Raw genomic sequence first — 25,885 nt, forward strand, 5'->3', positions numbered from 1 at the left:
GGCAGTTTTGCGTGTAGAAACGCAATGACTAATAAAGAAATGAATGTTATTGCTAGGGCAGCAGCGCTAAAATCAGACCGAAAAAAACACCTTCATCAAATAGTTGTCCTGACTGAGGTGATGTATCAGGGGGAGTAAAGATCCAGTCATTTACGCTCCCCACCCGCATGAACAGGCGTCCTTGAGAAATCGCGTTGTACCCGGAAAAAAAAGTCACCTCGACACAGCCTGCAACTCCCTGTCCATACAGAAATATCGGCATAAACTTAACCGCCCGGTTACCATAACGCAGGACGATACCGGAAATATCAAAAGCCCCGCCCTCCACCAGCAGGTCCGGAACATATACCGTCAGTGGCTCTGCATTCAGTCCGGTATCTGTCAGCCACGCATCCATTTGATCCTGAAGCTGAGCCATTCGCTGGCGAAACGCTGCAATATCGGCCTGACTCTTGCTAACTGCGGGAACGGGTGCAGGCTGTCTGGCCTGCAGCTTCCTCAGGAACTGTGATTTTACTGACATGGTGTTATCTGACCTTATATACGGGGTGTTGTGTCGAGATACTGCTGTTGCCTGAGATGCCGCAACAGGACCCGTCCTTCGGGCATAAACTCAGTCCCGTAGCGCACCAGACCAACCCCTTTAAGTTCAGCGTCAATGGCATAGCGCAGCTCGCCGGGAATGTTCTGCTCCAGCAGAACAACGTCTATCTTTTTCAGGCGCGGTTCATATTTGAGCAGGACGGCAGACAATGTGCCCATGAGTTCATGAGCCGTTCCCGGCATCCCCTGCAGGATTTTTGTCATATCGGGCAGCCCATAATCAGGCAGATGCGCCAGCGTGCCGGCGCGACAGTTGAGAACGCGCTGCATGTTGTCCAGAACCGAAAGGATGACCTGGTTTTCTTCACTGACCTGACTAAGGTTGAGTCCGCCTGTAAAATTTCCAGTTAACATTTCATACAGCGAAGGCGTGTTATGTCCGTAGGGCATCAGTCGTCCTTAAGCGGTTTCAGCGTCAGATGGTTCTCGCCGGCTTCCAGAATGCGCGGTTTATCCGGATCCAGATCGCTGCGCTTGATAACCTGCTTCCAGGTGTCGTTGGTCATGTCCGGATGGCGGAACAGCCCCACTACCGCGACAAACTGCGCCTCTTCTTCCATCGGCATATCAAGGCTCGCATCCCCTCCCGGTTTTACCACGATATTACGACTGGCCAGCATGTCGTCTTTGAGGATGCTGGCATCATCCTGAAGCAATTGCTGATAAACCGTCTTATCAAAGGTTTTGCGGTCTTTGAGTTGGTAAACCCGGAGCACGACAGGCTCAGACAGCGAGTTATTTTCGCGAGAGTCGGTGTTCAGCGCTTCGCGGGCGGTGAAATCCAGATGCAGGATTTTAATTTTTTTATAGAACACAGAATTAAACACCGATTTGGTACCGTCGGTGACGCTCTGCGTCACCCCGCAACCTGTCAGAATAAGCGCCGTGAGAGGCATCATCCAGCGCGCAGTTTTAGTTAAACTTGTACGTAACACGTCGGTTTCCTTGTTGTGGTTTCGCGGGCTCCAACCCGCTGTAATATCCCAACTCTGTCGTGAAGGTTTCAGGAATGTCATCAGGAAGGCTATCATCTTCTGCTCCCAGCACGCCGTTCATTCCCAGCCAGAAAGATTTCTCACCCAGCGGGGGTACGGCCAGCAGTCGCACAGACGTCGTCAGGGTCATTCTGGCTTTAAACCGCCAGCCCAGATAAACCCGCAGCATCACCAGAAAGTCCTGGTACAACTGGCCATCCGGTTTCCAGCCCTGCGCTTCCTGTTCGTTGTCCGTCGCGAGAGCTACCAGCAGCTGGCTGCCGGCATCCATCGCTTCGTCACCCAGCGGCGTATTGCCATCAAGCAGAAAATCTTGGTCACCGTAAAAACCCAGCGGCCTGTTGATCTCTACAGGGCGCAGACAATACGGACTCACCTGCACCGTCGTATCGGGGGCAAGCAGGCTCACCAGTGCCTGCATCCCTTCCTGAGTTTTGCCCGGCTGTTGCAGAACCCCCAACAGGGCCAGAAATCGCGACACTGGAGTGGCAATGTGATTTGCCGTGCCCGGTATCCCAAGCCCCACCAGACCCAATAACGACCGCGAAATGCTGTCGGTTCCGCCGGGCTCAAACGTGGCCGGATATGAGTATTTACGCCAGACGCGGTAAAACTGCGTCAGGATCCGATGACTGAAAATATCCAGAAAACCCTGCAGCGCCTCATGCCCTTCCCGGCGCTGGGTGATGTCATCCAGATACGCCGTCGGTAAGGGTGAATCGACACCGTACAGGCCCATAAAGGTGGTGCGAATAACTGCTGGCTTGCTGTCATCGTCTTCATCATATTCGACAGCCTTCAGTTCGCTGACCGGAAACCCCATCCCAGGATGCGGCGCAAAGCGTACCGGGTCATCAGAGGGATGGCTGGTCGATCCCATTAACGGCCTGCCCGGGTTGCGTTTCTCCAGCAGCTGACATAACCGATAGAAGTTAATGCGGTGAAGGTCGGCCTCAAGCCTCGGTGTCAGCCGGGAATGCGGCGATTGTGCTTCTCTTCCCATTCCAGGCGTTCTCCGGTTGGTTGCAGAATAATAATCAGGTGGTTAAACAGATAGATATCGGTGTAGAGCGCGAAGAAGCGGCTCAGCATCTCGCCGAACAGGCAGATGTCGCCGCGTCCGGCAAAGCCGTGGCTGTCCAGCGTCACCTCAATTTGCACCCCCCGAACCAGATATCCCTGCTCAAATCGCTCGGTTTCACTGTGCTTCACGTCGATGATAGCTTCCAGGCGACGGCGGTTCATCTCACTATCCGTCCATTCATACAGCGCCAGGGTACCGCGCAGCACATCGGCGTTATCCATCATCGACAGGAACCCGCTGCCGAGATGGCTCAGCACGCGCCAGTGGAAACGGTCCTGCGCTGGTGGATAACAGGGCAGCGTCGGCGCACACAGGTTGCGCACGGCGATACTGGCCGACGTGGTTTTCATCACCGTATCGAGCACGGTACTTTGCAGCGCCCGTCTCGGCAGCTGGCCGTTGGTACCGGTGAGCGTCAGAGACAGGCTTTCATCCTCAGGGACGGTGTGATTATCAAACGCTTCGCCACCCAGGATAAGCCACGTATTGTGCAGCCCTGACGGACCGCGGCGCACGCGGGTGTGGTAGTAATATTCCGGGGCTTCATGGCGCATCATTCCGCCTTTGTGGCGGAAGCTTGAGAACGGCACGTAGGTATGCTGGCTCGATGACATCACCGAATCGACCGCGTAAATCTCGGTATGGCCATCCTGCACGCGCATCGGGCGCAGCATATACTCAGTCTGCAGGGAGTTGAGCGTCAGCGGGTCAGATTCCAGCGGGAACAGGTTAATCACCGGCACGCAGTTCAGGCGCAGGTGTTTTTCGGTAAAGTTAAAGTCATGCTCCCAGCGTTCTGCCAGCACCACGTCGATTTCAAACCAGGGAAGCTCAGCCGGGAAGTTGACGCCATCTAGTCCACGCAGGCAAGTGAACATGAATTTCTCACGAAAGGTGAAGTACTCTAGCAGCAACTGATAACCGCTAAAGCTGCTGCTTCCCTTCGGCCACAGGTCGTCATCGTCGCCAAAACCCAGCGCGTTGAAATACCCGTCGAGCGGTTTTCTGTCCATGTCTCCCGGCATCCGCAGCCACAGGCGAGCAACATTCATGGTGAAGGCTTCGTGCATAGCGCAGGCCAGCGGGGCGTCTGCATTGAAGTAGAACGGGATCTGGCTGAGATCGACACGGCTCCAGTCAGCAAGATGGCTGCAGTTAAAACGCAGGCTGATAACCGAACGTCCGTCAGGGTCAGTAGACAGGCGAGCGAGTTCCAGCGACAGCGGCTGGAGAGTTATCTCTTTAGTTGTGGTGTACCGACAGCGCGTACCCTTTTCACCGATCGGCCGCGAGTTAATCTCGAAACCTTTGACAATACGCATCTGCTCTTTCATTTCTCGCCAGCCAGGGGTGAACTCCACCACCGACATCGACGGTATGGTGCGCAGGTAATGCGGCCACAATAGACTGACCAGCCCTTCGGTCAGTTCAGGAAGGTCATCATCAAGCTTCTCTCGAAGCCGCCCCATCAGGAAGGCAAAGCCTTCGAACAGGCGCTCGACGTAAGGATCGCGCGCGCCGGCTTTATCGAGATTGAGCATTGCTGCCTGCTCGGGGTGAGCGCGGGCGAATTCTTCGCCAGCTTCCAGCAGGTAGCGCATTTCAGCGTCGTAATAACGCAGGGTTAAATCGTCCATAAAAACCTGAATATATGAATTTTAAAGGTAGGCCGGGCGTTTTACCCGCAAAGCACCGCACTGCTTGCCGGATCGAGCGCAATCAGACCGGCCAGAAGCTGGTCCATCTCAGGCTGAAGCCGTGCTTTGTCGGTTTCACTGCGGGTGGCTTTTATACGCAACAGTCTGAGGCGACGCGATTTCACTTCAAACAGCAGCGCCGGTGTCCACTGCGTAAGGGTGATTGATTCCGCCGCACCATCAAGTTCACCCAGCAGATGCAGCGCCAGTTCATTCCTGCCCTTCTGCTCGGCCACGCGGGCCATCAGCAGACGCAGCAGCCATTTGTCTTTCGTGGAGTCCGACCCCGGACGTGTCTGAAGCCAGTGGAGTGCGGCATCCAGGCCATCCGAATCCGCTTTCTCAAGCGCTTCCGGCTCGAGGGCCAGAATATCGTTGCCCGTCTCACTGACAGCGCTGACCGGCTCATCACGCCAGTTGGACATATCGTCCAGCACGCTTTGATTTATCCAGTTGAGCGTGACCTCATCAGCAAACGGCGTTCCGTCATTAAAGGCCAGGGTTTCAAGTCCGGTGAGGCGTCTCAGCAGCCCTCTCAGGTCGGCGATGATGATGTCGGCCAGCACATCCTGACCCAATTTCACCAGAGCCTGGTGGATATACCACTGCAAATCCAGCCAGAGGTGATTAGCACCACGCGAGAAGGTGCTGTCCGCCTGTTCCAGTATCTCCAGCCAGCTCTGCTGCAGATATAATCGTTTGAGCATGGCCCTTTGATCAGCCCGCGGCGGTTCAATGCGCGTTTTCCCCTCTGCATCCGGTGCAGGGATCGCTCTCAGCGTGTCATGACGCAGGCTTTTCATCAGCCGGTGTGCGGGAAGCCAGCCATCGGGTTGTTCACGCAAATACCCCGCCAGGGTACGGGCCTGAGTCAACAAATCCTGACCGGACGTGATGCGGCTCAGGGCTGGAGCGTCATGCTCTGCCGTGTGTGCAGAGGTCTGTGGCTGAGGGGTGTTACTGGCGTTCTGTGGAACCAAAGCATCCACGCCACCGGCCTTCATCAGGCGGGACTCCAGCGCGCTGTAAAGCGCATTCAAATCCGGCCGCGACGCTTCTGGCTCAGCCTCAAGACAGCTGCGGATGAGCAACAGCGCACCGACTGTACGCATAGCATCGTCGCGTACCACTTCAGGCCACAGGGACAGACTATCAAGCAGACGAGAGCCTGCGAGCCACTCCAGCGCCGGTTTACGGCTTCGCTCCCGCTGCGGATGAAGCTGCGCTCCATAGCGCTGCAGTAATCCCGCCAGCAGTTCAAGCCCTTCGCCAAAGCCAGCCTCGCCGTCCTGGTGCAGACGGGCCCAGCAGTAATAGGTCGCAATACGGATATCTTTGGCGGTAGCGGTCAGCAGTTTTTCGGCAAGCGTACAAATCAACCCGGTATCGATGCCGGAGAGTTTATTAACCTCCTCTCTGATACGCTGAAAATCATCGTCATATCCCGGTACCTCCCCTGCAGGGCAGGTATCGCTGACAGGGGCAAGCCAGGGGTACCAGCGTTCCGTGCGCGCCTGCGCCTGCTGCCGCAGCTCAGTTTCTTCCGCCTGACAGGCGGCAATCAGATTCTGCAAAGTGCTCATTATTCGATTCCATCCATGTCATTGATTTCCGTATTGGCCATCAGAGCCTGAGCCGTGGCCGCGCTGTCAACGCTGAAAATCTGATCCGGCAGCGTGAAGCCGCGCAGTTCCAGTAATGCCAACGGCCCTCTACCCAGCTGTGAACGCAGTACCCACTGCAGGATACGACCATCCGGGGCGGTGTAAGTGACCATCCACTGACTGCGGTCAAGCTGCTGGCGCTTGCCCTGATCCAGCCAGCGAATAAAGCCCCAGCTCCCGCGGTAGTCCCCGAAAAGACGCGCGCCCGCATTAACGGAGGTCCATGTCAGCATCGCCCCTGGTTTATAAGTGTCTCCCGGCCAGCGGAAGGACTGCCAGTCAGCCATCTGGTTAAAGTAGTGCAGCTTTTGTCCATCAATGGTCAGTTGAGTTTCTACAACCTGCGTTGCCGGGCGTGCCTGCAGCTCGAAGCTGATGCCCTGACTGCCATCGGTAAACAAAATGTCTGAAAGTTCGCTCAGCTGGTTAATGGCCCGCAGGAAAGCCGGGTTAAAGCTCAGCCCCTGGCTATTGACCTTATCAGGTACCCACTGGCTGCCTTCTTTGTGAAGCACTCCATTGAGTTCTGTGGTCAGGAATCGATCTATGCGCCCGCTGTCTTTACGGATAAACTCTGCCAACATCGGCAAAGAGGCGTCACTCTTGCTCGCTGCAAACGGGAAGCGCCCTTCAAAGGCGGTGCGCCAGTTCGCCACTACGGATCGGCTCCATTTGTCATTCAGGCTCGCCGCCGACGGCTGGAGCACGGTCTCCCAGGCCTGGGTCAACGGCTGCACAAACATGGTGCTGCCAAAACCACTCCACTCTTCACCAAGGCTTGCCGAAATCAGACTGCCATATTGCTGGGTGTCGGTCAGGTCAACGCTTTTTCCCTGAAATACGGTCTGCGCCAGGGTTTGCATCATCTCCTGCGGGTCAGAAGCGCTGGCCACCTGCTGCAGGCGAAGACGCACGCGGGTGATACGGGTCAGATAGGTCTGCAGGCTCAGAGAGTTGTCAGCCGACATGACGTTGCTGCCCATGTTTTTGCCGAGAAGCTGAAGCAGCGGACCGAAAGTTTCATCCAGCGGCCCCTGTGGACCTGTCGCAGACTGGTCAATTGCGGGTTTGTCTTTTCCACCAACCAGATCTTTTGCCGATTTGATAATGGAGTCCGAAAGGCCTTCGCTTTTCTGGCCGGTCTGCCCCTGCCAGGCGAGAGTATTCATCAGGGCAATCAGTGGAGACTGGCGGACATCACTCATCAGCGTCAGCTGGTCGGTCACATCGGCAATATTGTTCGCAGGATTCCAGCGCAGACTGTTAAGGAAGTTCAGCCAGCTGCCGGCAAAGTCAGTGAAGTAACGCTCAGTCAGGCGTGCTTTGAGCGCTTCAGGCGACATGTCCGCCGATACGGCTTTACGGGAATCGCTCAGCACCCAGTCAATCTCATCCCGTCGAGAGTTTGCGGCCTTTTCGATAGCCTGCTGAATGCCCCCTTCCCAGGCCTGGCGAGTGAACATGCCCGGCACTACTTCATCGGTGGTGAACAGTCGCCGCGCATCGGTACCGCTGGTCATGTCTTCGAGGGACACATCGGCAAAGTTACGGCGTACCGATTTGAGCATATTCTCGTACAGCGTGCTTTCTGCATTGCGGCGGCCAATCTGCTGCAACAGCACCTGGCGGCTCTGGCTAACCAGCTGTGCATCCGGCGTGATTTTCCACTGTGGTTGTTTTGGCAGTTCAGAGATATAGAAGGCCCATAAATCCGGTGACAGGCTTTGCCATAACCCAGTGGATATCCCCATACGCGTTGGCTGCACGGTTTTCATAGTTTGTGCATAAAACACGCCGTCGACTTTATCCGGACGGGCCATCATCAGCCAGGCTTTAAGCTGGTCATAACCCGGTTTCGCCAGCTGTGCACGCTGGTCGCTGTTTGGCGCTGAGTTGATCAGGGCTGTAAGCTTTTGCATCAGGACAGCATTTGCCGGGTCACGTATAAGCCGGTTGTTCGCCACGCCATACCAGGGCAGCATTGCGTTTAGCAACTGCTGATTATGGTCAAGACCGAAGCGCTGATACCAGGGAGTTCCCTCCTGAACATTATGCAAAAGGCGGCCGGCATCGTTTCGCAGTTCATGCAGTGCCGTCAGCTGATAGTCGGATACGGAAGAATGCTCGACAAGGGCATGAGCCTGTTCAGCGACGGAGACAATGTGCTGGCGATTGACCGCAAATGACAGCAGCGTCCCAGCCCCCCAGACACCAATGATAGCCATCAATGTCCATGCAAGCGTCTGCTCCCAGGCCACACCGACACGGCGGCCACGTACTCGGGTACAGTCTTCAATAATACCTTGCCAGGTTACAGGCAGAGTAAGGGCATGACGCTGTACAGACGCGATAGAGGACTCTGCGTCAGTAGACTTTTTGTCCGGCAGGCAGCTAAATATCAGGCCACGCAGCGGAACACGCTGCTGAGAGACAAAGAGCCATGGCGCCAGTTGCTGAGCCCAACGGGCAATGCCGCCGTCTTCGAGGTGCTGGCCCAGACGTAGCAGGAAATCGTGACAGTTGTTCTCAGTGACCTGGTTCACCCCTTGCGTCCGCAATGCCGGCAGCATCAGTTCAAGCTGACCGATAATGTCGTTTTCTTTAGCGCGCAGCGGGAAATGAGCCCCCACCACCTGCTCAATACGCTTAGCCTGCGACCATTTACTGTCGCGCAGTTGCCATAACCATACCGGAGCGGAATAACGCAGCAGTTCGCTGATTTTTTCCAGACCGCGTAAATCGTTGTCACTCATCTGCGGTGTCAGGTTAAACGCTGGAGGCATTACACGGATAACCCCGTCCAGTGGACGTCCCCGGCGAAGTTTACGCAGCGCGGTGTATTTTTCGCGATCGGGCTCAGAAGCCAGACTGCCGCCATAAATCAGTACGGTACGATTGCCTTCAAGCCACTGCTGCTGTTTCAGGCCTGGAACAAGCTGTTCAATCGCGGCTTCATCGCCAGTAATCAGCAGCAGACGGATTTTGTGGTGCCAGAAGAAGGTGTATCTACGGCGGAGAGATGTTCTGAGAGTCAAATATTCATTCCAGTATTTATTATCCTTTTTCTTTTCCGCCTGAGCCGTTGATTCTTTTCCGGTTGCAACAGTTTTAACAGCTTTATAGTTCTTCTCACCGAACAGGCGAGTGACAATAAAAAATAAAATAATAAAAAACACCAAACCGCCAGTCAGCAGCGCACAGGTGAAAAACCAATATCCTTGCTGGACAGAACCATCAATCACTCCCAGCGTTTCGGGAGAGAATTCAAGTAACCAGAAAACCGTCGTTCCCACTACAAAAAGAAACAAAAGAATCAGCCATAGCTGGAACGTTGTATTTTTAAATATTGCCAAAAGACGCGTCACTTCAGTGCACTCCGATCAAAAAGCTGATGGCAGTTTTATCAGTCGTGGGAAAACTGGAACCGAAAGTAAACTCATCGGTTCGCAGACAATGGATAATGCTGGGGAATTATTTCGTTACAGGGCAAACAGTCATAAACCAGGGAAATATATTTTCGTCCGGAACGTACACAACAAGCTGTGATGATTCTGATTGTCCAGCCTGGTCAGCGGCAACAGCTATCGCAAGCCAGGGTGAAACATTCCTCGTCAGCCCCGTTTTTAAATCAATATCACAAGGTTGTCCGGCAACAGGAAATCGAACACCAGAGGTTGAGAGCAAGGCGGTTGCTTTATTGCTGACACCCGTGCCCGTTAACCAGATCTGTTTTATCTCTTCTGGAGCAGACTCTCCCCAGTGTAACGCCTGTATAAGCGCGCTACTCATATCCTGCGTAGTCTTCATCTGTTCAGGTCGATGGACCTGAGCCACAACGTTCCGGTTTACCTCAGGTCTTTCAGGTGAACTCATCAATAGTGCTGCCGCCGCTTCCCCGGTACCATCTATGATTTTTTCAGTAAGGTTCAGAGTAATAACAAGCAGGGTCTGCATCGCATCTGGTCTATCAAGCCACGCATCAATCGCCTGTAATCCTTCCCCGCTGATAAAAGTAATATTGAAAGGGAAACCAATGCTGTTTTGCACCAATTGCTTTATCGCGGCGAGCTCTTCGAGTGATAAAGATATATCCGGGCTGAACTGAAATAACACAGCCAGGGGGGACTTTTGGGGCATGCGTTGAAACACGTTTTGTAGCGCAGTCTCCCTTAGCAAGGAGTTTATCCGTTCTTTTACTCTCACCAGTACAGGTAATCCCATATCGCTAAAACTGGCGTGGTGGATAAGCAACTCGCCTGTCTCGTCCACCTTTGCAGGCAATATAATACCTTCGGATATCAGCATCTGTTGCGAAATGGATTTAGCTGAAATGACATGGGGCAGGTGAACTACGTAACCTAACATACCGAGACTACGCTGACCGGACCGAATATCCTGAGCAAGATCCCACTCCCTGGCCGCATCCCAGCCATCTGCCAGCCATTCCCCAGCAAGATAAATCAGCCAGCGAAACGCAAATGCAACCCCACCAATGACTGTGGGGATTCCAAGAAAACAAAACCAGAACGTAGCCGTATGAGTGGGCGAGCTCGTAGGCCAGAAAAAGGCGGTGATCCCCGCTCCGGCCATAATAAGTACAACCAGGAGTATCACCCAGCGCTTAAAGGATGGTGCAGATTGTCGTTTTGCACGTGGTGGAATACAGGTAAGATCAACGGGCATTATTTACTCGTAGTCGCATTACTTAAAGAAGCGATCAGTGTGCATCCACAGGTACATTTATATCCGTGAAACGCAACTGGTACGCCATTATCCTTCATAGTTGGATGCCCTTCAGCGATAAAAGAAGGGCTGTGGCCTAATATCGGGCAACTGACCGGATCGCCTTTACGCGCCACACCAATACCGGCAAATTTCATTTTCTTTGAGCCATCCATAACCTGGCCGCCCCCGGTGGTTTTATCACCGATACGAATGATACCCTTCATCTTTATTCCCTGTTGTTTTCTGATGGTTTACTAAAAAGATTTCGCCATGGATGTTCAGGATTACCAGAAGCATCGACCCGATAAGGGTCATCTTTATCAACCCGGCGTAGTGACTCAATACTCTCGGGCCAGACGGGCATCCTGCTTGTCACCATCGCCAGGTAGCGCGGAACGCTGAAAATAAAAGCCAGCACAAACAGGAGCGGGAACAGAAATAACGGTGCGCCGTTAAAGCCGGATAAAAGATAGAGCAGACCAAAGCGATAGCCCTCGCGTTTTTTTGCGATGGGCAGGCAAAAATCAACAACCCCAATGACGGACTCAGGCCCTTCCTCCATGTAACGTCGGACAAACTCCCAGTGCCTTTCAAGCTGCTTCCTGTCCGAGTGCGTGGCCGGCAGACAGAAGGTGTCAATCACGGTATTGTTATCATCCGCCAGCACATGACCGCTGATGTAGTAGTCTTTGTTCGCATCTTTTCTGTGGCTCAGTCCTGTGGTGAAAAAAACGCTTTCCCAGGGAACGCTGTAGGCTGAACCATTTAACCGGAATACGTGCACCAGTCTGTTTTTTCTGTCAAAGCGAATGGGGTAATGTGTCCAGGCAAACCATTCTGTTTTTAGAAGCTTGAATGAAAACAGAATGGCGGGAATCAACATTAAAGTAGAAATCAATAGTATTTTTTCACTACCAGAAAATTTCCATCTGAGATAGGGAACGGTGTCAATCAACACAGCGAGGTACAGTAGTGACGTAGAAAAAAAGCCAAATGCAGCGACAAACCCACCGAAACCCTTCGCTGAGTAATATTTGTCAACCAACTCCAGATAGTGGGAATTGAGTGTTATCACTTTCATATCAGGAACTAAAGTTTGTCCATCCAGTTCAGTTGCCTGATGTTGTTTTAGCTGATGCGTTCTCTCTTCATCATTAAGAGACCGGTTTAATTTAAACTTAGGAAAAAGACCGTAATAATCCATTTTATTCTACACTCCCGGAGCCAATTTAACCTCATCCTATTCCAACATACCTTTCATCTTTATTTCCTGTTGTTTGCTGATGGTTTCCTGAAAAGATTTCGCCATGGATGTTCAGGATTACCAGAAGCATCGACCCGATAAGGGTCATCTTTATCAACCCGGCACAGTGACTCAATACTCTCAGGCCAGGCGGGCACTCTGCTTGTCACCATCGCCAGGTAGCGCGGAATGCTGAAAATGAAGGCCAGCACAAACAGGAGCGGGAACAGAAATAACAGTGCGCCGTTAAAGCCGGATAAAAGATAGAGCAGACCAAAGCGATAGCCTTCGCGTTTTTTTGCGATGGGCAGGCAAAAATCAACAACCCCAATGACGGACTCAGGCCCTTCCTCCATGTAACGTCGGACAAACTCCCAGTGCCTTTCAAGCTGCTTCCTGTCCGAATGCGTGGCCGGCAGACAGAAGGTGTCAATCACGGTTTTGTTATCATCCGCCAGCACATGACCGCTGATGTAGTAGTCTTTGTTCGCATCTTTTCTGTGGCTCAGCCCTGTGGTAAAAAAAACGCTATCCCAGGGAACGCTGTAGGCTGAACCATTTAACCGGAATACGTGCACCAGTCTGTTTTTTCTGTCAAAGCGAATGGGGTAATGTGTCCAGGCAAACCATTCTGTTTTTAGAAGCTTGAATGAAAACAGAATTGCCGGAATCAACATTAAAGTGAAAATCAAAAGAGATTTTTCATTTTTCGAAAACATCCACCGGAGATATGGAACGGTGTCAAGAAGAACAGCAAGGTAAAACAGAGATGCTGAAAAAAAAACAAATGCAGCAATCAGACTCAAAAACCCTTTTGCTGAGAAGTATTTATCAACCAGTTCCAGATAATGGGAATTTAGTGTTATCACTTTCATATCAGGAACTATAGATTGCCCATCCAGTTTAGTTACCTGGTATTGTTTTAGCTGATGCTTTATCTCTTCATCATTAAGCTCACGATTTAATTTAAACTTAGGAAAAAGACCGTAATAATCCATTTTACCCCCCCACTCCCAACGCTAATTTAAGCTCATCCATTTCCATTTTCATGGTTGGCCATACAGGCAGTTCGGCTGCCTCTATCTTCTTATATTTATCTTGTTTCTCTTTTGTATCGTCTGGATCAATAGGTATTCTTCGCCATTTACATTGTACCAGCCACTTTTGAATATTGTCGCGATTTTGAAACGCCAGATAAATAGCCGTGCCTATTAAAATCGCAACGGCAATAAACGTTCCGATAACAGGTAAAGCGGCAACGACTGCAACAGCCACCCAAGCACCAGCGAACCCTGAAAGACCGTAAGCAACAGCAAGTCCGGTATGCCCTTTGTTAAATTCGTTAAACGAATGGAAAATATCATATCCCACTGCAATCACCCCAGCCACCACACCAAATGCTTTTCCCACATAACCAACCCATCGGAGAAAGGTTTCAGCGCTGAAAACCCGGAGCCTCGACGCAGCATTGGCAAATAACCGAAATTGTTTAATACCGGTCTCGATAATGCCTAATGTCGTGCTTCCAAGACCTAATACGCCCGCCCAAAATCGGGAATGCGCTTCTCCCTGATCGGCAGTGAGTGTTTTTTTATTGTGAATATCAGCAGAAATAAAAAGTGCTGCAACCTGAAGAATCCCGGAACATACCCCCAATGTAAATGGCATAGCCTGCCCGGCTTTTGTGACTCCACGCTGGACAGCCCCCTGCCAGCGGCTAAATTGCTGAGCCTCAACATCTGCTGATATTCGAAGTAATTTACTCAATGCAATAGCACGCTCTTTGGGTGGCAGCGATGCCATCTCGTGTACTTTGTCAATATCAACCATGACCAGAAATTTTTTTGTTTCCTCAACTTCCACTGGCAACCCGTCGATCCTGAGTCGTCTTAACTCCCGTCTGACATAATGTCGTAAGCTGTCTTTATTTGCTCTGCTGTCCAGTCCGCTTTCCTTAGCCAGTTGCGTGACCACTTCAGAAACAAACTCTTTATATTTCCCTGTTTTTTCTAAAGGAACTAGTGCTTTATTTGTTATTGCACCCATCGCAACTAAACAGCCGTAGACTTTGTTTGATTCTAATGCCTGTGCGATCTGTTTTGTTAATATACCTGAAAGTAACCCAATGAATATTCCTGCCACACCGGCAGCATTGTCACGCATTTTTTCGATACCATCTTTAAAAGCATCGGCGATCCCATTCCATGGAATGGCAAACCAGTCCGAAAAGCCTTCAGTAGCTTTAGCTAACTTTTCAGCCAGAACATCCTGATTCAATATTAAAGCACGAGCCAGTATATTTGTTACATCCGTGGGTGTCCCTGACAACAAATCATTAAAATGACGAATGACCCCCACTTTGTCCTGCATCCCGGCAATGCAGTAATTCAGCGTCTGGACATATTCAATACCACTTCTCAATTCCTGGGCATCAAAATTATGCTTAAAATATTCGAGCAATACGCTGCCCTTTATCCACTCAAGATACATTTCGGTGCGTGGACTTACGACACTGTCGTTATACTGCTGTAAAATTTTATTAAATTTCTTCTGAAAGTCAGCCACTTTTGATGGTTCATAGTATTGTTCATACTCCGCCCACTTCCTGGCTGCCTCAGGTTTTACTTTCCGATCACCGATCGAGGTATACATATTATCCGGAACATCGCTATTCCCGGCGTAGCCAAAGGGACCATAAAGCGCCATTCGCTCTTCGCTCTCACTCTTCTCAATAGAGTCCCGTTCAAACTGGCGATTCATCGATTCTTTCAAACCAGTAATTGCAGAAGCCAGAGCAAGCTCCCGTTGATATTCGGCTTTTTTGTAGACGTTTTTTTGCAATTCAAAGTCTATAACGGCGGAGAGATCCTGCAAGACTGCAGGTGGATCCTGCAGCACAATCATTGCCCCTTTATTTGGGTAAAGCTTGTCTGCCGATTTTTTAATTAAAAGGGCTTCAAATGTCGTGGCAGCTTTCCATGGTGCAGGGGACCATATCCTGGCGCTGCTGTTTTTTCCTTCACTGCTATATTCCGCCACAGTTTCAGTCAGCGTCGATATTGCAATAACCTGGTCCGCCTTACCGCTATTAATCCAGGCATCCATGTCAAAAGGTTGCATATACTGAATGCGATAAGACGCTTTTTCATGCTTTGTGCGGACCGCTGGTGTCCATTCCACTTCGGACCAGCAGAACCAGAACACACCGTTTTTCATGCCCAAGGGCTTTACCGGAAGCGTTATCAGTGATGCACTCGCCAGTTCTTCTGGCTGAGTAACGCATGGCTTTGCCTTACCATTTACAATATCAGGAGGCACATCTCCATTTTCAGGCAGCGGGTAATAATATCCTTCGCAAGTGACAAAATAATTTATCCAGCGGTTACCTGACTCAGACCAGATGTATAAATAGCCCTCACGCAGCAAGCGTCCCGTCCATGCAGTTTCGCCCTTTGCAACTGCTGGTACAGTGACGCTGCCCGGCAATAGAGGTAATGCATCATCCTTTGCCACGATCGCCGGGCGAACGGGTAAAAGTGGCAACCCATAGCGTATACAGAACTTACAGCCTTTTTGTGTGCTCATATTAATTGTTCCATGCATGATTATAAGGCTGCATTTGGGTTATCTCCTGCCAGAGATGTTCATCCCAGTTACTGGTTACATCACGATAATAGTCAGGAGCCTGTTGGGACTGTGCCAGAAATGCCGCCATCTTCGGAGCTATCCAGAAACCTTCTGGCTGAACTAATCCATGCAGCGCAAATGCAATACGATCTTCCTGGGTCGGCAGTCCACATGTCATCGCCTGCACAAGCAATGCATCTATTTTTCGACTACTTTGCTGGCGCTGCGCCATATTGACATTGCGTGGCAGTTTTTCCAGAGTAAGGTTTATCTGTCCACTGCGCTGTAATTGCGCTAGCGGAATTTCTGTTTGGTCTCCGGGCTGGCAAGAAACTCGAGCCGGGAACGCCAGTGTGTGCCACTCTCCCTCCAGCCAGAATGTCCAGTACGGTATTTCCTGGGCGGGTAGCTGGTTAAACAATTGCCATGGGTTCAGCATCCAGTGCAGATGAAACAACACTCGCGGATCGTAATAACGCAGGATATGTCCCTTTTGGTGTGCATCCTTAAAAAACAGAGCATTAACCAGCAGATTGTGTACGATCTTAATCGGGCGCTGACTGGACAATAAAAGGACGCACGTCGGCGGTGAAGTTGGATCAGCGCATCGCGAAAGGTCAGCCATCAACATCCTCCACTCAACAGACGGAAGCTCATGCAACGGTATCAGCCACGGGTAAAGATGGGCTTGCGGTGCCAGCATCGGCGTAACCAGTTCTATACGCGGCCAGCTTTCGGGCAATTCTGGCACCCGCATGCGGTCAATTATTGCATATTGATGGTCCGCCAGTTGCAAAGGCTGCTCCAGGTAATTAATCATCAGTCGTCCTTAGCTCAACGGTATGGTTGCATCACCCTTACCTGAAGCTTCTGAAGCCATGGATTCGCAGGCGGTAAATTTCGGGTAGGGAACGTTCAGTTTCGCTGGCCCCGCATAGTCAAAATCAGCACTTTTTACCTTGAAGCCGCCATTGGTGCCGTGCTCAATTTTGGTCGGGTCAATCGTCAGATAGGAACCACCGCACTGCACGGTGATTTTCTTTTTCGCCGTGATAAGGATTTCATCTTCTGTACTGGTAATGGTCAACTTTTTCGCGGCTATGATATCAAGTCCATCAGTCTGAGCCTGCATTTCGATTTTCCCCGCCGCCGCAACCAATTTCATTCCCATCTCATGTGCAAACACCACCACCATTTTTTTCGCGACTAAGGCAATACGTTTTAGCGCTGATATTTCCGTATTCCCGCCTGCAGTTAATATCTGATTCTGGTTAGCACTGAACTGAATATGCTGAGGCGTAGAAAGTGCAATCCCTGCTGGTGCACCCGCCACAATCACCGGCTGTTGCAGGGCATCCACACTTTGCTGTAAGAAACTTTGTTGTGTGTCATTATCCAGTGAATCGATATTTGCACTTTCCAGGAGACTGGAGAGTGATTCAGCCAAAGACAGGGCGTCGGATAGCTGGCGTTTAACCGCTGCCATATCCAGCATCTGCCCCTGCGCCTTCGTCTGGCCGTCAGCGCTGATAAATATCCCTTTCTGCGCCCGGATAGCACCCCAGCTGTCCGTCCTGAGCTCAAACCCCTCACCACGCTGCTGTTTTTCGCTGTCGACCAGGTGACCGAGATTCAACTGGCTCTTGCCGCCGTACTCGGTGCTGACTTTGATATGCTCTTTCCCGCGCTCGTCATCGAGGCGGATTTTGTTGTTCGCCGGGGTCCGCAGGACGTTACGCTTGTAGTTCTGGATGGTGACGTGGTCGCCGTGCGCCGAGTCATGCAGCACGCCGGAGATGTACGGCCTGTCCGGGTTGCCGTCCTCAAAACCAATCGCCACTTCGGTGCCCGCCAGCAGAGGCAGGTGCAGGCCGCAGGTGTCGCCGGCATAAGGGCGGGACTGGCGCACCCACAGGCTCTCGAACCCGGTTTCCCAGCTTTCCCGGTCGAACAGCATATTGACGCGGTAGCGGCCGTCTTTATCGATATGGCCGTAGGTGTCGTTCTCGGTGGTGCTCGTGACGCGTGCCGGCAGCGTCCCGGCCATCACCGGACGTGAGCCGGGCTCAGGGCGGAAGCTGAAATCCGGGCTGTCCGGGATGCCGTCAAAACGAAGGCTAAAGTCTTCATCCCGCCGCGCATGGGTCTGCATCGCCGTGATGACCACGCCCTGAGCAAATACGTCAGCCACTTCATACCCGCCGGTGACTTTCAGCAGCATCCCCGGAGAGAGCGCCGGACTGCTGGTGATGGCCCGGGTCTGCGTCTGGTCATTCAGGTAACGCTCATGCCGGATGCGGGCATAAAACGCACCGGACTCGGGTGCCGGATTGAGGTCATACGCGCTGCCCGGCGTCAGATAATTGTCGGCATAGTGGTACGCTTCCCCGTACGTGGTTGCGTCTCCCCGGGTGACGTCAACCAGAGTATTCATATCCTCCGTGGCCTGACGGTAGTTGTAGTCGCGGGTGCTGACCTGCTTCTGCACCACGCTGTGATGGCATTCCATTCCCCAAACCGAGTCCACACCCTGTGAATGCTGGCCGGACGGCGGCACCGACGGCAGCGTCAGGCCTTTCTCGTAACCCTGCTGACCGTCGTAAAACTCCACCACATCAATATTCAGGCGCGTGTCGGTGGTGAAGCGAAACCAGATGCCCACTTCGCCCAGCAGGCGGGTGATGAAGTGCAGATCGTCCTCGCCGTACTGCATCACCTGCTCACGGCGCGGATACTCTTTTATGAGCGAGAACAGAAAATCCTGACCGCGCATGCCGTGACGCTCGCGAAGGATTTTTTCCACAATTTGCGGGACCGACATGTCCTGGTAAATGGCGTTCTGGTGCGAACGGTCAAGCAGCGCCAGACGGGGCCGGAGCGTCAGGGCGTAATGCGTTTCATCTTTTGAGGTGCCGAGACGTTCAAAACCGGTCACCACCCCCTGAATCACCCGCAGCGGCTGCTGGATTTTGATGCCGTAACCCTGGTCAACCGGGGCCTGCAGCGTCAGCGAGCCGGGCTTCATCAGCATCATCTCTTTGCTGATGCCGTGGTTGCGGCTGGTAAACTCAACACGGTAGCTGAACGGTCTGCTCAGGGCTTCGTCGCCTTCAAAAGCCAGCACGTCGGGTTCGGCGTCACAACCCTTCACCACAAGCAGGTGATGGTTATGACTATATCTGATCGGAGGATTAGTGCTCATACGTTGCCTCCTGATTCCAGTCAAATTCCAGGCCGATCCCTTCTTCATCGTCCCAGCCAAGGCGTAACGAGTGCGGCGTCTGTTTTGCGGCCATGCAGGTCAGTAACTGCTGGCTCAGCACCGGCAAAATTTGTTGATTCAGCAGGCTGTCGACGTTGCGTGCGCCGGTGTCCGGCAGCAGGCAGGCGGCAGTAAGTGCGTCATACAGGCTTTCATCAATGTGCGTGGTCAGGCCGTAGTGGCGATGCAAGCGCTTGCTGACCTGTAGCAGCTTCATTTCCACGATGGTACGCATGGCTGCTTCAGCCAGCGGACGGTAAATCACCGTCTGGAAGCGGGCGAGCAGCGCGGGCTGGAAATGATCACGCAGGATCGGACGCAGCAGTTCGTGTAGGTCTGCTTCGGTGGCTTCCGGGTTTTCATCCAGCAGTTGCATCAGGTGGTCGCTTCCGAGGTTGGAGGTCATCAGGATGACGGTGTTGCGGAAGTCGATTTCACGCCCTTCGCCGTCGCGCATAAATCCGCGGTCGAAAACCTGATAGAACAGATTCATTACGTCACGGTGCGCTTTTTCCACTTCGTCCAGCAGCACCACGCTGTACGGACGCTTGCGTACAGCTTCGGTGAGGATACCGCCCTGACCGTAACCCACGTAGCCTGGCGGCGAGCCCTTCAGCTGGGAAACCGTGTGCGGTTCCTGGTATTCAGAAAGATTAATCGTAATGAGTGATTTCTCGCCGCCGTACATGACATCGGCCAGCGCAAGCGCGGTTTCGGTTTTCCCCACGCCGCTCGGTCCTACCAACAGAAATACGCCCAACGGACCGTTCTCAGACGTGAGACCCGTTTTTGCCGCACGCAGGCGCCGGGCGATAGCCTCAAGCGCCACATCCTGCCCAACGACACATTTACCGATTTCATTTTCCAGGGCCAGCAGTTCGGTCTGCTCGTCCTTCATCAGCGAAGACAACGGCACGCCTGTCCAGTCGGCAATCACGTTGGCAACGGTGCGGACATCCACATCCAGGGCGAGCAGCGGGTTGCTGTGCTGCATCTCGTTTAGCTCCTGTTGCAACCTGTGAGTCTCACGCTGACGTGATATATCCTGACGGCTTTCGCGTAGCTGCTCGGTGAGTTTCATCTCATGACCGTACTGGGTTTCCAGTTCGTCGAGTGTGACTACCTGGCGAACCACTTCCTGTTCAATCTCGCTCAAACGCTCGGCATGACACTGATTGCCAATGGCGATATCTTCCAGTAACGCCTGCTTCTCCATGTCGAGCGCTGCGATACTCGCGCGAAGGCGGGTTAGCTGTTCCGGTACCGTATCGAGACTCATACGCACGCGAGCGGCAGCGGTGTCCAGCAGATCGACCGCTTTATCAGGAAGCTGACGTCCGGTCAGATAACGACGCGAAAGAGTAACTGCCGCACGAACCGCATCGTCGGTAATATGCACATTGTGGTGTGCGGCATAGCGGGATTTCAGGCCACGGAGCATCAGGCAGGCGGTGTCATCGTCAGGCTCATCCACTTTTACCATCTGGAAACGGCGCTCCAGCGCGGCGTCACGCTCGAAGTATTGTTTGTATTCGGACCAGGTGGTGGCCGCAATAGTACGCAGTTCGCCACGCGCCAGCGCCGGTTTCAGCAGGTTGGCCGCATCTGCACCACCCGCCTGATTACCTGCGCCAATGATGGTATGCGCTTCATCAATAAAAAGCAGAACAGGTACAGGCGATTGCTGTACCGCGTCGATGACGTTTTTCAGACGCTGTTCGAACTCACCTTTCACGCCCGCGCCAGCCTGCAGCAGGCCCAGGTCAAGGGTGCGCAGGCTAACAGTTTTAAGGGATTCCGGCACATTACCCTCGGCTATACGCAGCGCCAGGCCTTCAACCAGTGCGGTTTTCCCCACGCCCGGCTCGCCGACCAGGATCGGGTTGTTTTTACGGCGGCGGGAAAGGATGTCCACCATCTGGCGGATTTCTGTGTCGCGGCCAAACACAGGATCGATCTTCCCTTCCTTCGCTTTGGCAGTGACATCAAGGGTGAATTTATCCAGTGCGTTCTGCAGCGCAGGGCTCAGTTCCCCCTCTTTCATTTCCACACCAGCCGGACGCCCGACAAATTCCACCTCACCACCGTGGCTCTGCGCCAGTTCTGCTTCGCGCTGCATTTCCAGACGTTCATCCGATTGCGCATCCAGTAAAGGCCGCAGGCGCTCCAGCTGGCTTTGAGCAAGCGTTAACAACGGCCAAAGGCCGTCACAACGTGCCAGTTTTGGTTTTTCCACCAGGGCCATCAGCAGATGGACGCTGCGAATATGCTCTTCGCTGTTAAGGGAGGCAATCATCCAGGCTTCCTGCATCAGCGTCTGAATGGCATCAGACAGCTGGGGGCGATGGCGCACGGAGCGAGGTTGTCTGTCGAGCCAGCCAAGCAAATCCTGCCAGATGCCATCCATATCCCACTCGTAGCGACGGGCCAGCACCGTCAGGTCACCTTCCCCCTGCTCCAGTAGTTTCAGCAGCCAGTGCTCCGGCAAAATTTCCGCATGGGCGCGGGTCTGGCAGAGCGACGCCGCGCCTTCCATCGCACGGGCACAGTAAGGGTTCAGACGACGTAACAGGATGGCTGGATTTTCCATGAGATTCTCTCTTTGTCGGTTCCTGGACACGCTACCGCCCATCGCTGTTCACCAAAGCGCATAAGGTCAGGCAGGCAGATTGTTTTTTCTTTGCTGAGTGCCCGCATCTCAGACACTCAGCAAAAAACTGCGGACAGGAAAACCTGCCCGCATCAGGATTACGCCGTGGCGCGTTCGTTCCAGGAATCGGAATGAATGATGTTGCCGTCTTTGTAGGTCCAGGTGATTTTTTCGTAACGCAGTTCAACGCGTTCAAGGTGGTTGTGCTTCTCTTTAGAAGGATCCTTGATGTCATACATTTCAGGATTCACTTTCACTACCTTCACGTTTTCCAGTTTGGTGTTGAAGTACTCCACTTCCTGGCCCGCGTCGTTAATTTTGTACCACTTGAACTCAGCGGATTTCAGGGTCTGACCGGTGGTCACCGCCTTGTACAGGTACGGACTGGAGGAATCGATTTCCTTCGTGAACAGGAACGGCGTGTGGATGCGGGTGCCGGTCAGCTTGCCGGTATTGTTGTCGGTCGGGATGTACAGGTTATGCTCCTGTGCAACCACTTCGATGCTGCCTTCACGATCCTGTACGTCAACAGACCCTTTGATGTCCGCGCCGCCGTCGTCCTTCAGCCAAAGATAAACAGGAATTGCCATGTTAATTACTCCGTTTTATTTTCTGAGACGCCATCATCCTGCGATGGCGCCGGGTGTTTGCCGGGTATCTGACAGGCACTTGCCTGCGGTACCAGACTGATTTCGACACGGCGGTTAAGCGCACGCCCTTCCGGGGTGTCGTTGGTTGCGACAGGGCGGCTTTCGCCATAGCCCTGCACCGCAAAACAGCTTTCCGGCACGTCGCCGGTATCACGCATCCAGTTGCGTACCGCTTCGGCACGTTTCAGAGACAACATCTGGTTTAGTTGCGGATTGCCGGTGTTATCGGTATGGCCGGAAACGACAATCAGCCAGCCGGGCTTCGCTTTGATGCCAACCAGTGAATTCACCAGCATTTTGGTAGAACCCGCCTTCAGCTCGAACTTGCCGGAATCGAACAGTGACATGCTGTCGAGCCTCACAATTTTCGGAACCGATTTTGGGGTTGGCTGCGGTTTAGGAGGCGGCGGCACATACGAGCGGATCGCTTCCAGAAGGGGCATCCGTAGACGTTCCCCCTGATAAAGTCCCAGACCCAGTCGGGCCGGTACGCCGTTACGTGCATAGTCATCCAGCAGCGCCGCATTCTCATGAAGGGCCGCTACGGCGCTAGCCTTCGGGCCGTAGTCATCCATGGAGAGGCTGCCATAACGGGCTATATCGAAGCTCACGCGATGCAGAAGCTGGCGATTGTTCCAGCCACTGCTGAGCAGCGCGGCGATAGCCGCCAGGGTGAAAAGACCAAGGGCACAGCGCCAGGTGCGGGCCAGCGGGGTGAGCCCGCGCCCCTCCGGTAGCAGCGGCAGGATGAAATCCGGTAAGGGTGAGATCACCGTACTGTCCGTCCCCCTGGGCTGCCAGCCGGTCACCTGCTGCATAGCGGTGTGACGCGATAACCACGCCGTCCAGGCTGATGATGAAAGGCTTCCGGCAAGAATCGGCCCCATTCCCCACAGCAGCGCTGCAGGTGCAATGGCCGGAACATCAGGATTATCATCGATGAATACCGCCTGGACATGCTGATGGAACCAACTCATCAGGCTGTTCATCAGCACCTGCTGCTGCATCACAGGCGCACCGCCAGTGGAGACCCACGCGGCAATTGAACAAGGCGCATTCGACTCACACCAGACAGTCCACACTTCACCCGGAATAGCGGCCTGCCAGAGCATGTCATCCGTCATCGCGCTGCCGGTCTGACCATTCAAAATCAATGGCACAGAATGTCCCGTTTCTTTACGCAACTGGCTGATTTGCCAGCGCAGAGCCAGCAGACGACTTGTCAGGGCTTCGCTGTCGACGTGTTTCTGCGGGCAGACACTGACCATCACCGACAGCTGACGCCCCCAGTCCGGGCGCTGCCACAGAATCTGACGGGCTAGCTGCTCCAGATCCTGATGATCCTCAACGTGGATCCAGCATCCCTGCGTGACGATGAGTACCGATGACTGTTGCGGCCAGGTCAGCGGCAAATCGCCACAAACCAGCACCACGGGCTGACGGTAAGTGGCTTCAGGAAGGTCATCCAGAAGCAGGGTGACGTCATGCTCCGCACGAGGTTTGGTGATATACCAGAACACGAAGATAACCCCGAGCATCGCCAGCAGAACGAGCACTGAAGCCAGCCGGGATACCGGCAGAAAAGCCAGACAGACCACTGCACTCAGCAGGGCTGCCCACAGCGCAAGCCCGCGCTGTTGTGCAGGACTCATTTTATGGCTCCCGGCAGCAGGGTCAGCAGCATCTGATCGAGCCAACGATCCAGTCCCCACCAGAGCGCGGCAAGAACAATCACGCTTAGTCCAATACGTGCAGGCCATGATACGAGCCATCCGCCCATTCCCCACCCGGCACGGCTTTCTGCCAGAACAGGGTGGGTTTGTGGATAGCTGAACGGCGCGACATGTTCACTGAGCGCGCTGACCAGCTTCTGGCGTTCAGGATCGTTCAGCGCGCGATAGCCCCCCAGGAATCCAAGCATCATTACCCGCTGGAAGCAGGTCAGTACGGCAATGTCTGGTGCTGGTTCGCGCAGCACATCGCGCATTCTGTCACACAGGGTGTCACCCGCGTCCATCGTGCCGAGGAAGTGTCCCTGCAGGGGAATGTCATACCACTGCACACAGGCGTCATCCTCCACACCACGCCCTTTGACCGCCTCGTCAAGTAATGCACATTGTGCAGTGAGGATATGCTCACAGCTGGCTTCGTCGATTTCACTCGCTTTCAGTTCGCGCTGAACGCGCTCCACGTCAGCGATACAGCGCTCCCACAAAATCCGACCTTCACCTTCCTGAAACTGCGGTCCATGGCGAAGGCTAATGACCTGCAGCCAGGTATCCTGCAACAGGGCGTCAATATCAACAGACACGGCAGCGCCGTGTTTACGTTCACTCATGTTCTCAGTACCGCAAAGAGTTCAAGTTCAGGCTCGCCCAGCATGCCCGGGACGTAAAACATACACGTCCCACTCTGGAGCATCTCAGTCGCCAGAGGATGGGAGAGATCGAGACTGAAATACTGATTTTCCAGGCGTAGCGGAATGGCGGCTGGTACATGGCGCAATGGCATCAACGGCACGCCCACCCGGGAAGAGTTGACGATCCCCCGCACATGGTCAGGACTGCCCACCTTACACTGACGCGGGAACTGTTCCTGCAGTTGCGCTACTGGGATCGGCGAGCGCACAGAAAGATAGTAATCAGCCCCTTCGCGCAGACGCGGGTCATGCAGTCGAGCCTGCCAGAAGTGCAGCCGTGGGTCATAGTCGAGTGACAGGGCCACCACGCGAGACGGCAAACTGGCTTCAAGCAAATCGCCAAGCAAATCAAACAGCGGCGGAAACACCATATTGAGTTGCTCGTGGTGCCAGATCGGTATAGCGCTCACCTGATGTTCCAGAGAGAAGGTCAGCAGGCTCCCTGCCAGGCGAGAAAGTTCCGGATACAGACGCTCCGGTGGGCTTTGCAGGTTACGCTGGAACTGGCCAAGCACGGGCTCAGCGCTGTTCAGCGCATTGAGCAGCCAGAACAGTGATACATCGGCCACGGCGAAATCTGCCATACGCTCATTGCTTTCACGCCGCATCGCCATCAGACGACACAGACGAGCCCGCAGTTGGGTCATGAGTTGTTCAAGCTGAGTAACCAGCCAACGGCTGCCCTGGAGAGTCAACAGTGGAGGAAGAAACGTCTCGTCTAATTGCCATGTACCCTGCGAGTCTTGCTGCAGTCGGGCGACCGGACAAATAAGGTAATCGCTGTTGTTCTGATGCGCTAAACGCAGGGTCAGTTCGGGCTGCATTACGGCAATCTGACGAGTGTCATCTCCATAGGCATTGCGCACATCCCGCCAGCGCTGACGATATCGCACCGGACGCTCGGCCACTTCTTCGGGTTTCAGGCAGTTGCCGCCGTTCGACCGCAGCAGCGGGAGTGCCAGCACCACCGTCACCTCCTGCGATTCGCTTTCAAGCGACAGCACCGGAGGCAGAGTATCGGCATTATCTGTATCAATCAGCGTACCGTCCTGAAAACGGACATGCAGATGATGGGCCTGCAGACGTCCAAGCCTGAGAGCTTCCGGTTCGAAGGTGGCATTGATAACCCCCCATGGACAGGAGAGGCCCAGTCGGGCAATACATTCGGCAGACCAGGCCGCATACGCGACCTGTTGCTGAAAATGCTGGGGAGAGACCATAATGCCCCTGCCCCATAACGGTTGTTCCGTTTTCATCAGCTTCCTG

19 protein-coding genes are annotated in these 25,885 nt (G+C 53.5%); all 19 read right to left on the reverse strand.

What is annotated here, in order from left to right:
* Positions 1–52: 52 nt before the first annotated feature.
* The 19 genes from P346_RS12705 to tssK all read right to left on the reverse strand — a co-directional run bounded on the left by P346_RS12705 (position 53) and on the right by tssK (position 25,878).
* Entirely contained in the window at positions 53–523 is a 471-nt protein-coding gene (locus P346_RS12705) for a hypothetical protein (RefSeq protein ID WP_032659245.1), read from the reverse strand.
* Between the two features lie 14 nt (positions 524–537).
* Positions 538–993, reverse strand: a complete 456-nt coding sequence (gene tssE, locus P346_RS12700) for a type VI secretion system baseplate subunit TssE (RefSeq protein WP_032659247.1) — start codon at positions 991–993, stop codon at positions 538–540.
* A complete protein-coding gene (tssJ, locus tag P346_RS12695) occupies positions 993–1,538 on the reverse strand; it encodes a type VI secretion system lipoprotein TssJ (RefSeq protein WP_032659249.1) in 546 nt (181 codons plus the stop codon). Before tssJ ends, tssE begins: the two co-directional genes overlap by 1 nt.
* Complete coding sequence (gene tssG, locus P346_RS12690) at positions 1,516–2,601, reverse strand: type VI secretion system baseplate subunit TssG (protein WP_032659251.1); 1,086 nt, start codon at positions 2,599–2,601, stop codon at positions 1,516–1,518. Before tssG ends, tssJ begins: the two co-directional genes overlap by 23 nt.
* Positions 2,565–4,319: a type VI secretion system baseplate subunit TssF gene (gene tssF / locus P346_RS12685; RefSeq protein ID WP_032659254.1), complete on the reverse strand. Its 1,755-nt coding sequence runs from the start codon at positions 4,317–4,319 to the stop codon at positions 2,565–2,567. The genes tssG and tssF overlap by 37 nt, the downstream gene beginning before the upstream one ends.
* A 41-nt stretch (positions 4,320–4,360) precedes the next feature.
* A complete protein-coding gene (gene tssA / locus P346_RS12680; RefSeq protein ID WP_032659256.1) occupies positions 4,361–5,962 on the reverse strand; it encodes a type VI secretion system protein TssA in 1,602 nt (533 codons plus the stop codon).
* Positions 5,962–9,078, reverse strand: coding sequence for an ImcF-related family protein (locus tag P346_RS12675; protein WP_238555268.1), 3,117 nt, complete (start codon positions 9,076–9,078; stop codon positions 5,962–5,964). The genes tssA and P346_RS12675 overlap by 1 nt, the downstream gene beginning before the upstream one ends.
* Positions 9,079–9,514: 436 nt before the next feature.
* Positions 9,515–10,726 carry a hypothetical protein gene (locus tag P346_RS12670; protein WP_152537854.1) on the reverse strand — a complete coding sequence of 404 codons (1,212 nt, stop codon included), beginning with the start codon at positions 10,724–10,726 and terminating at the stop codon, positions 9,515–9,517.
* The gene (locus P346_RS12665) at positions 10,726–10,992 is read right to left on the reverse strand and encodes a PAAR domain-containing protein (protein WP_032659264.1); all 267 of its coding nucleotides are present in this window, start codon (positions 10,990–10,992) and stop codon (positions 10,726–10,728) included. The genes P346_RS12670 and P346_RS12665 overlap by 1 nt, the downstream gene beginning before the upstream one ends.
* A 2-nt stretch (positions 10,993–10,994) precedes the next feature.
* On the reverse strand, positions 10,995–11,972 hold the full coding sequence (locus P346_RS12660; RefSeq protein WP_050597630.1) for a DUF6708 domain-containing protein: 978 nt from the start codon (positions 11,970–11,972) through the stop codon (positions 10,995–10,997).
* A 59-nt stretch (positions 11,973–12,031) separates the two neighbouring features.
* On the reverse strand, positions 12,032–13,009 hold the full coding sequence (locus P346_RS12655) for a DUF6708 domain-containing protein (RefSeq protein WP_050597631.1): 978 nt from the start codon (positions 13,007–13,009) through the stop codon (positions 12,032–12,034).
* A 1-nt stretch (position 13,010) separates the two neighbouring features.
* Positions 13,011–15,596 carry a T6SS effector BTH_I2691 family protein gene (locus P346_RS12650; protein WP_032659267.1) on the reverse strand — a complete coding sequence of 862 codons (2,586 nt, stop codon included), beginning with the start codon at positions 15,594–15,596 and terminating at the stop codon, positions 13,011–13,013.
* A 1-nt stretch (position 15,597) separates the two neighbouring features.
* The gene (locus P346_RS12645; protein ID WP_032659269.1) at positions 15,598–16,458 is read right to left on the reverse strand and encodes a DUF4123 domain-containing protein; all 861 of its coding nucleotides are present in this window, start codon (positions 16,456–16,458) and stop codon (positions 15,598–15,600) included.
* A gap of 9 nt (positions 16,459–16,467) precedes the next feature.
* The gene (locus tag P346_RS12640) at positions 16,468–18,840 is read right to left on the reverse strand and encodes a type VI secretion system Vgr family protein (protein ID WP_084492149.1); all 2,373 of its coding nucleotides are present in this window, start codon (positions 18,838–18,840) and stop codon (positions 16,468–16,470) included.
* Complete coding sequence (gene tssH / locus P346_RS12635; protein ID WP_032659271.1) at positions 18,830–21,490, reverse strand: type VI secretion system ATPase TssH; 2,661 nt, start codon at positions 21,488–21,490, stop codon at positions 18,830–18,832. Before tssH ends, P346_RS12640 begins: the two co-directional genes overlap by 11 nt.
* 158 nt (positions 21,491–21,648) lie before the next feature.
* Positions 21,649–22,140, reverse strand: coding sequence for a type VI secretion system effector Hcp (gene hcp, locus P346_RS12630; protein ID WP_023325816.1), 492 nt, complete (start codon positions 22,138–22,140; stop codon positions 21,649–21,651).
* 5 nt (positions 22,141–22,145) lie between these two features.
* Positions 22,146–23,852: an OmpA family protein gene (locus tag P346_RS12625; protein ID WP_032659275.1), complete on the reverse strand. Its 1,707-nt coding sequence runs from the start codon at positions 23,850–23,852 to the stop codon at positions 22,146–22,148.
* Positions 23,849–24,538: a type VI secretion system protein TssL, short form gene (gene tssL / locus P346_RS12620; RefSeq protein WP_032659278.1), complete on the reverse strand. Its 690-nt coding sequence runs from the start codon at positions 24,536–24,538 to the stop codon at positions 23,849–23,851. Before tssL ends, P346_RS12625 begins: the two co-directional genes overlap by 4 nt.
* Positions 24,535–25,878, reverse strand: a complete 1,344-nt coding sequence (gene tssK, locus P346_RS12615; protein ID WP_166770516.1) for a type VI secretion system baseplate subunit TssK — start codon at positions 25,876–25,878, stop codon at positions 24,535–24,537. Before tssK ends, tssL begins: the two co-directional genes overlap by 4 nt.
* Between the last annotated feature and the right edge of the window lie 7 nt (positions 25,879–25,885).

Origin of the sequence: Enterobacter sp. DC1, assembly GCF_000568075.1 — a bacterium.
Classification (GTDB): Bacteria; Pseudomonadota; Gammaproteobacteria; order Enterobacterales; family Enterobacteriaceae; genus Enterobacter; species Enterobacter asburiae.

Coding starts and splice junctions, on each gene's coding strand:
- P346_RS12705 (WP_032659245.1), bottom strand. CDS start 523: ATGTCAGTAAAATCACAGTTCCTGAGGAAGCTGCAGGCCAGACAGCCT.
- tssE (WP_032659247.1), bottom strand. CDS start 993: ATGCCCTACGGACATAACACGCCTTCGCTGTATGAAATGTTAACTGGA.
- tssG (WP_032659251.1), bottom strand. CDS start 2,601: ATGGGAAGAGAAGCACAATCGCCGCATTCCCGGCTGACACCGAGGCTT.
- tssF (WP_032659254.1), bottom strand. CDS start 4,319: ATGGACGATTTAACCCTGCGTTATTACGACGCTGAAATGCGCTACCTG.
- tssA (WP_032659256.1), bottom strand. CDS start 5,962: ATGAGCACTTTGCAGAATCTGATTGCCGCCTGTCAGGCGGAAGAAACT.
- P346_RS12670 (WP_152537854.1), bottom strand. CDS start 10,726: ATGCCCGTTGATCTTACCTGTATTCCACCACGTGCAAAACGACAATCT.
- P346_RS12665 (WP_032659264.1), bottom strand. CDS start 10,992: ATGAAGGGTATCATTCGTATCGGTGATAAAACCACCGGGGGCGGCCAG.
- P346_RS12660 (WP_050597630.1), bottom strand. CDS start 11,972: ATGGATTATTACGGTCTTTTTCCTAAGTTTAAATTAAACCGGTCTCTT.
- P346_RS12655 (WP_050597631.1), bottom strand. CDS start 13,009: ATGGATTATTACGGTCTTTTTCCTAAGTTTAAATTAAATCGTGAGCTT.
- P346_RS12650 (WP_032659267.1), bottom strand. CDS start 15,596: ATGAGCACACAAAAAGGCTGTAAGTTCTGTATACGCTATGGGTTGCCA.
- P346_RS12645 (WP_032659269.1), bottom strand. CDS start 16,458: ATGATTAATTACCTGGAGCAGCCTTTGCAACTGGCGGACCATCAATAT.
- P346_RS12640 (WP_084492149.1), bottom strand. CDS start 18,840: ATGAGCACTAATCCTCCGATCAGATATAGTCATAACCATCACCTGCTT.
- tssH (WP_032659271.1), bottom strand. CDS start 21,490: ATGGAAAATCCAGCCATCCTGTTACGTCGTCTGAACCCTTACTGTGCC.
- hcp (WP_023325816.1), bottom strand. CDS start 22,140: ATGGCAATTCCTGTTTATCTTTGGCTGAAGGACGACGGCGGCGCGGAC.
- P346_RS12625 (WP_032659275.1), bottom strand. CDS start 23,852: ATGAGTCCTGCACAACAGCGCGGGCTTGCGCTGTGGGCAGCCCTGCTG.
- tssL (WP_032659278.1), bottom strand. CDS start 24,538: ATGAGTGAACGTAAACACGGCGCTGCCGTGTCTGTTGATATTGACGCC.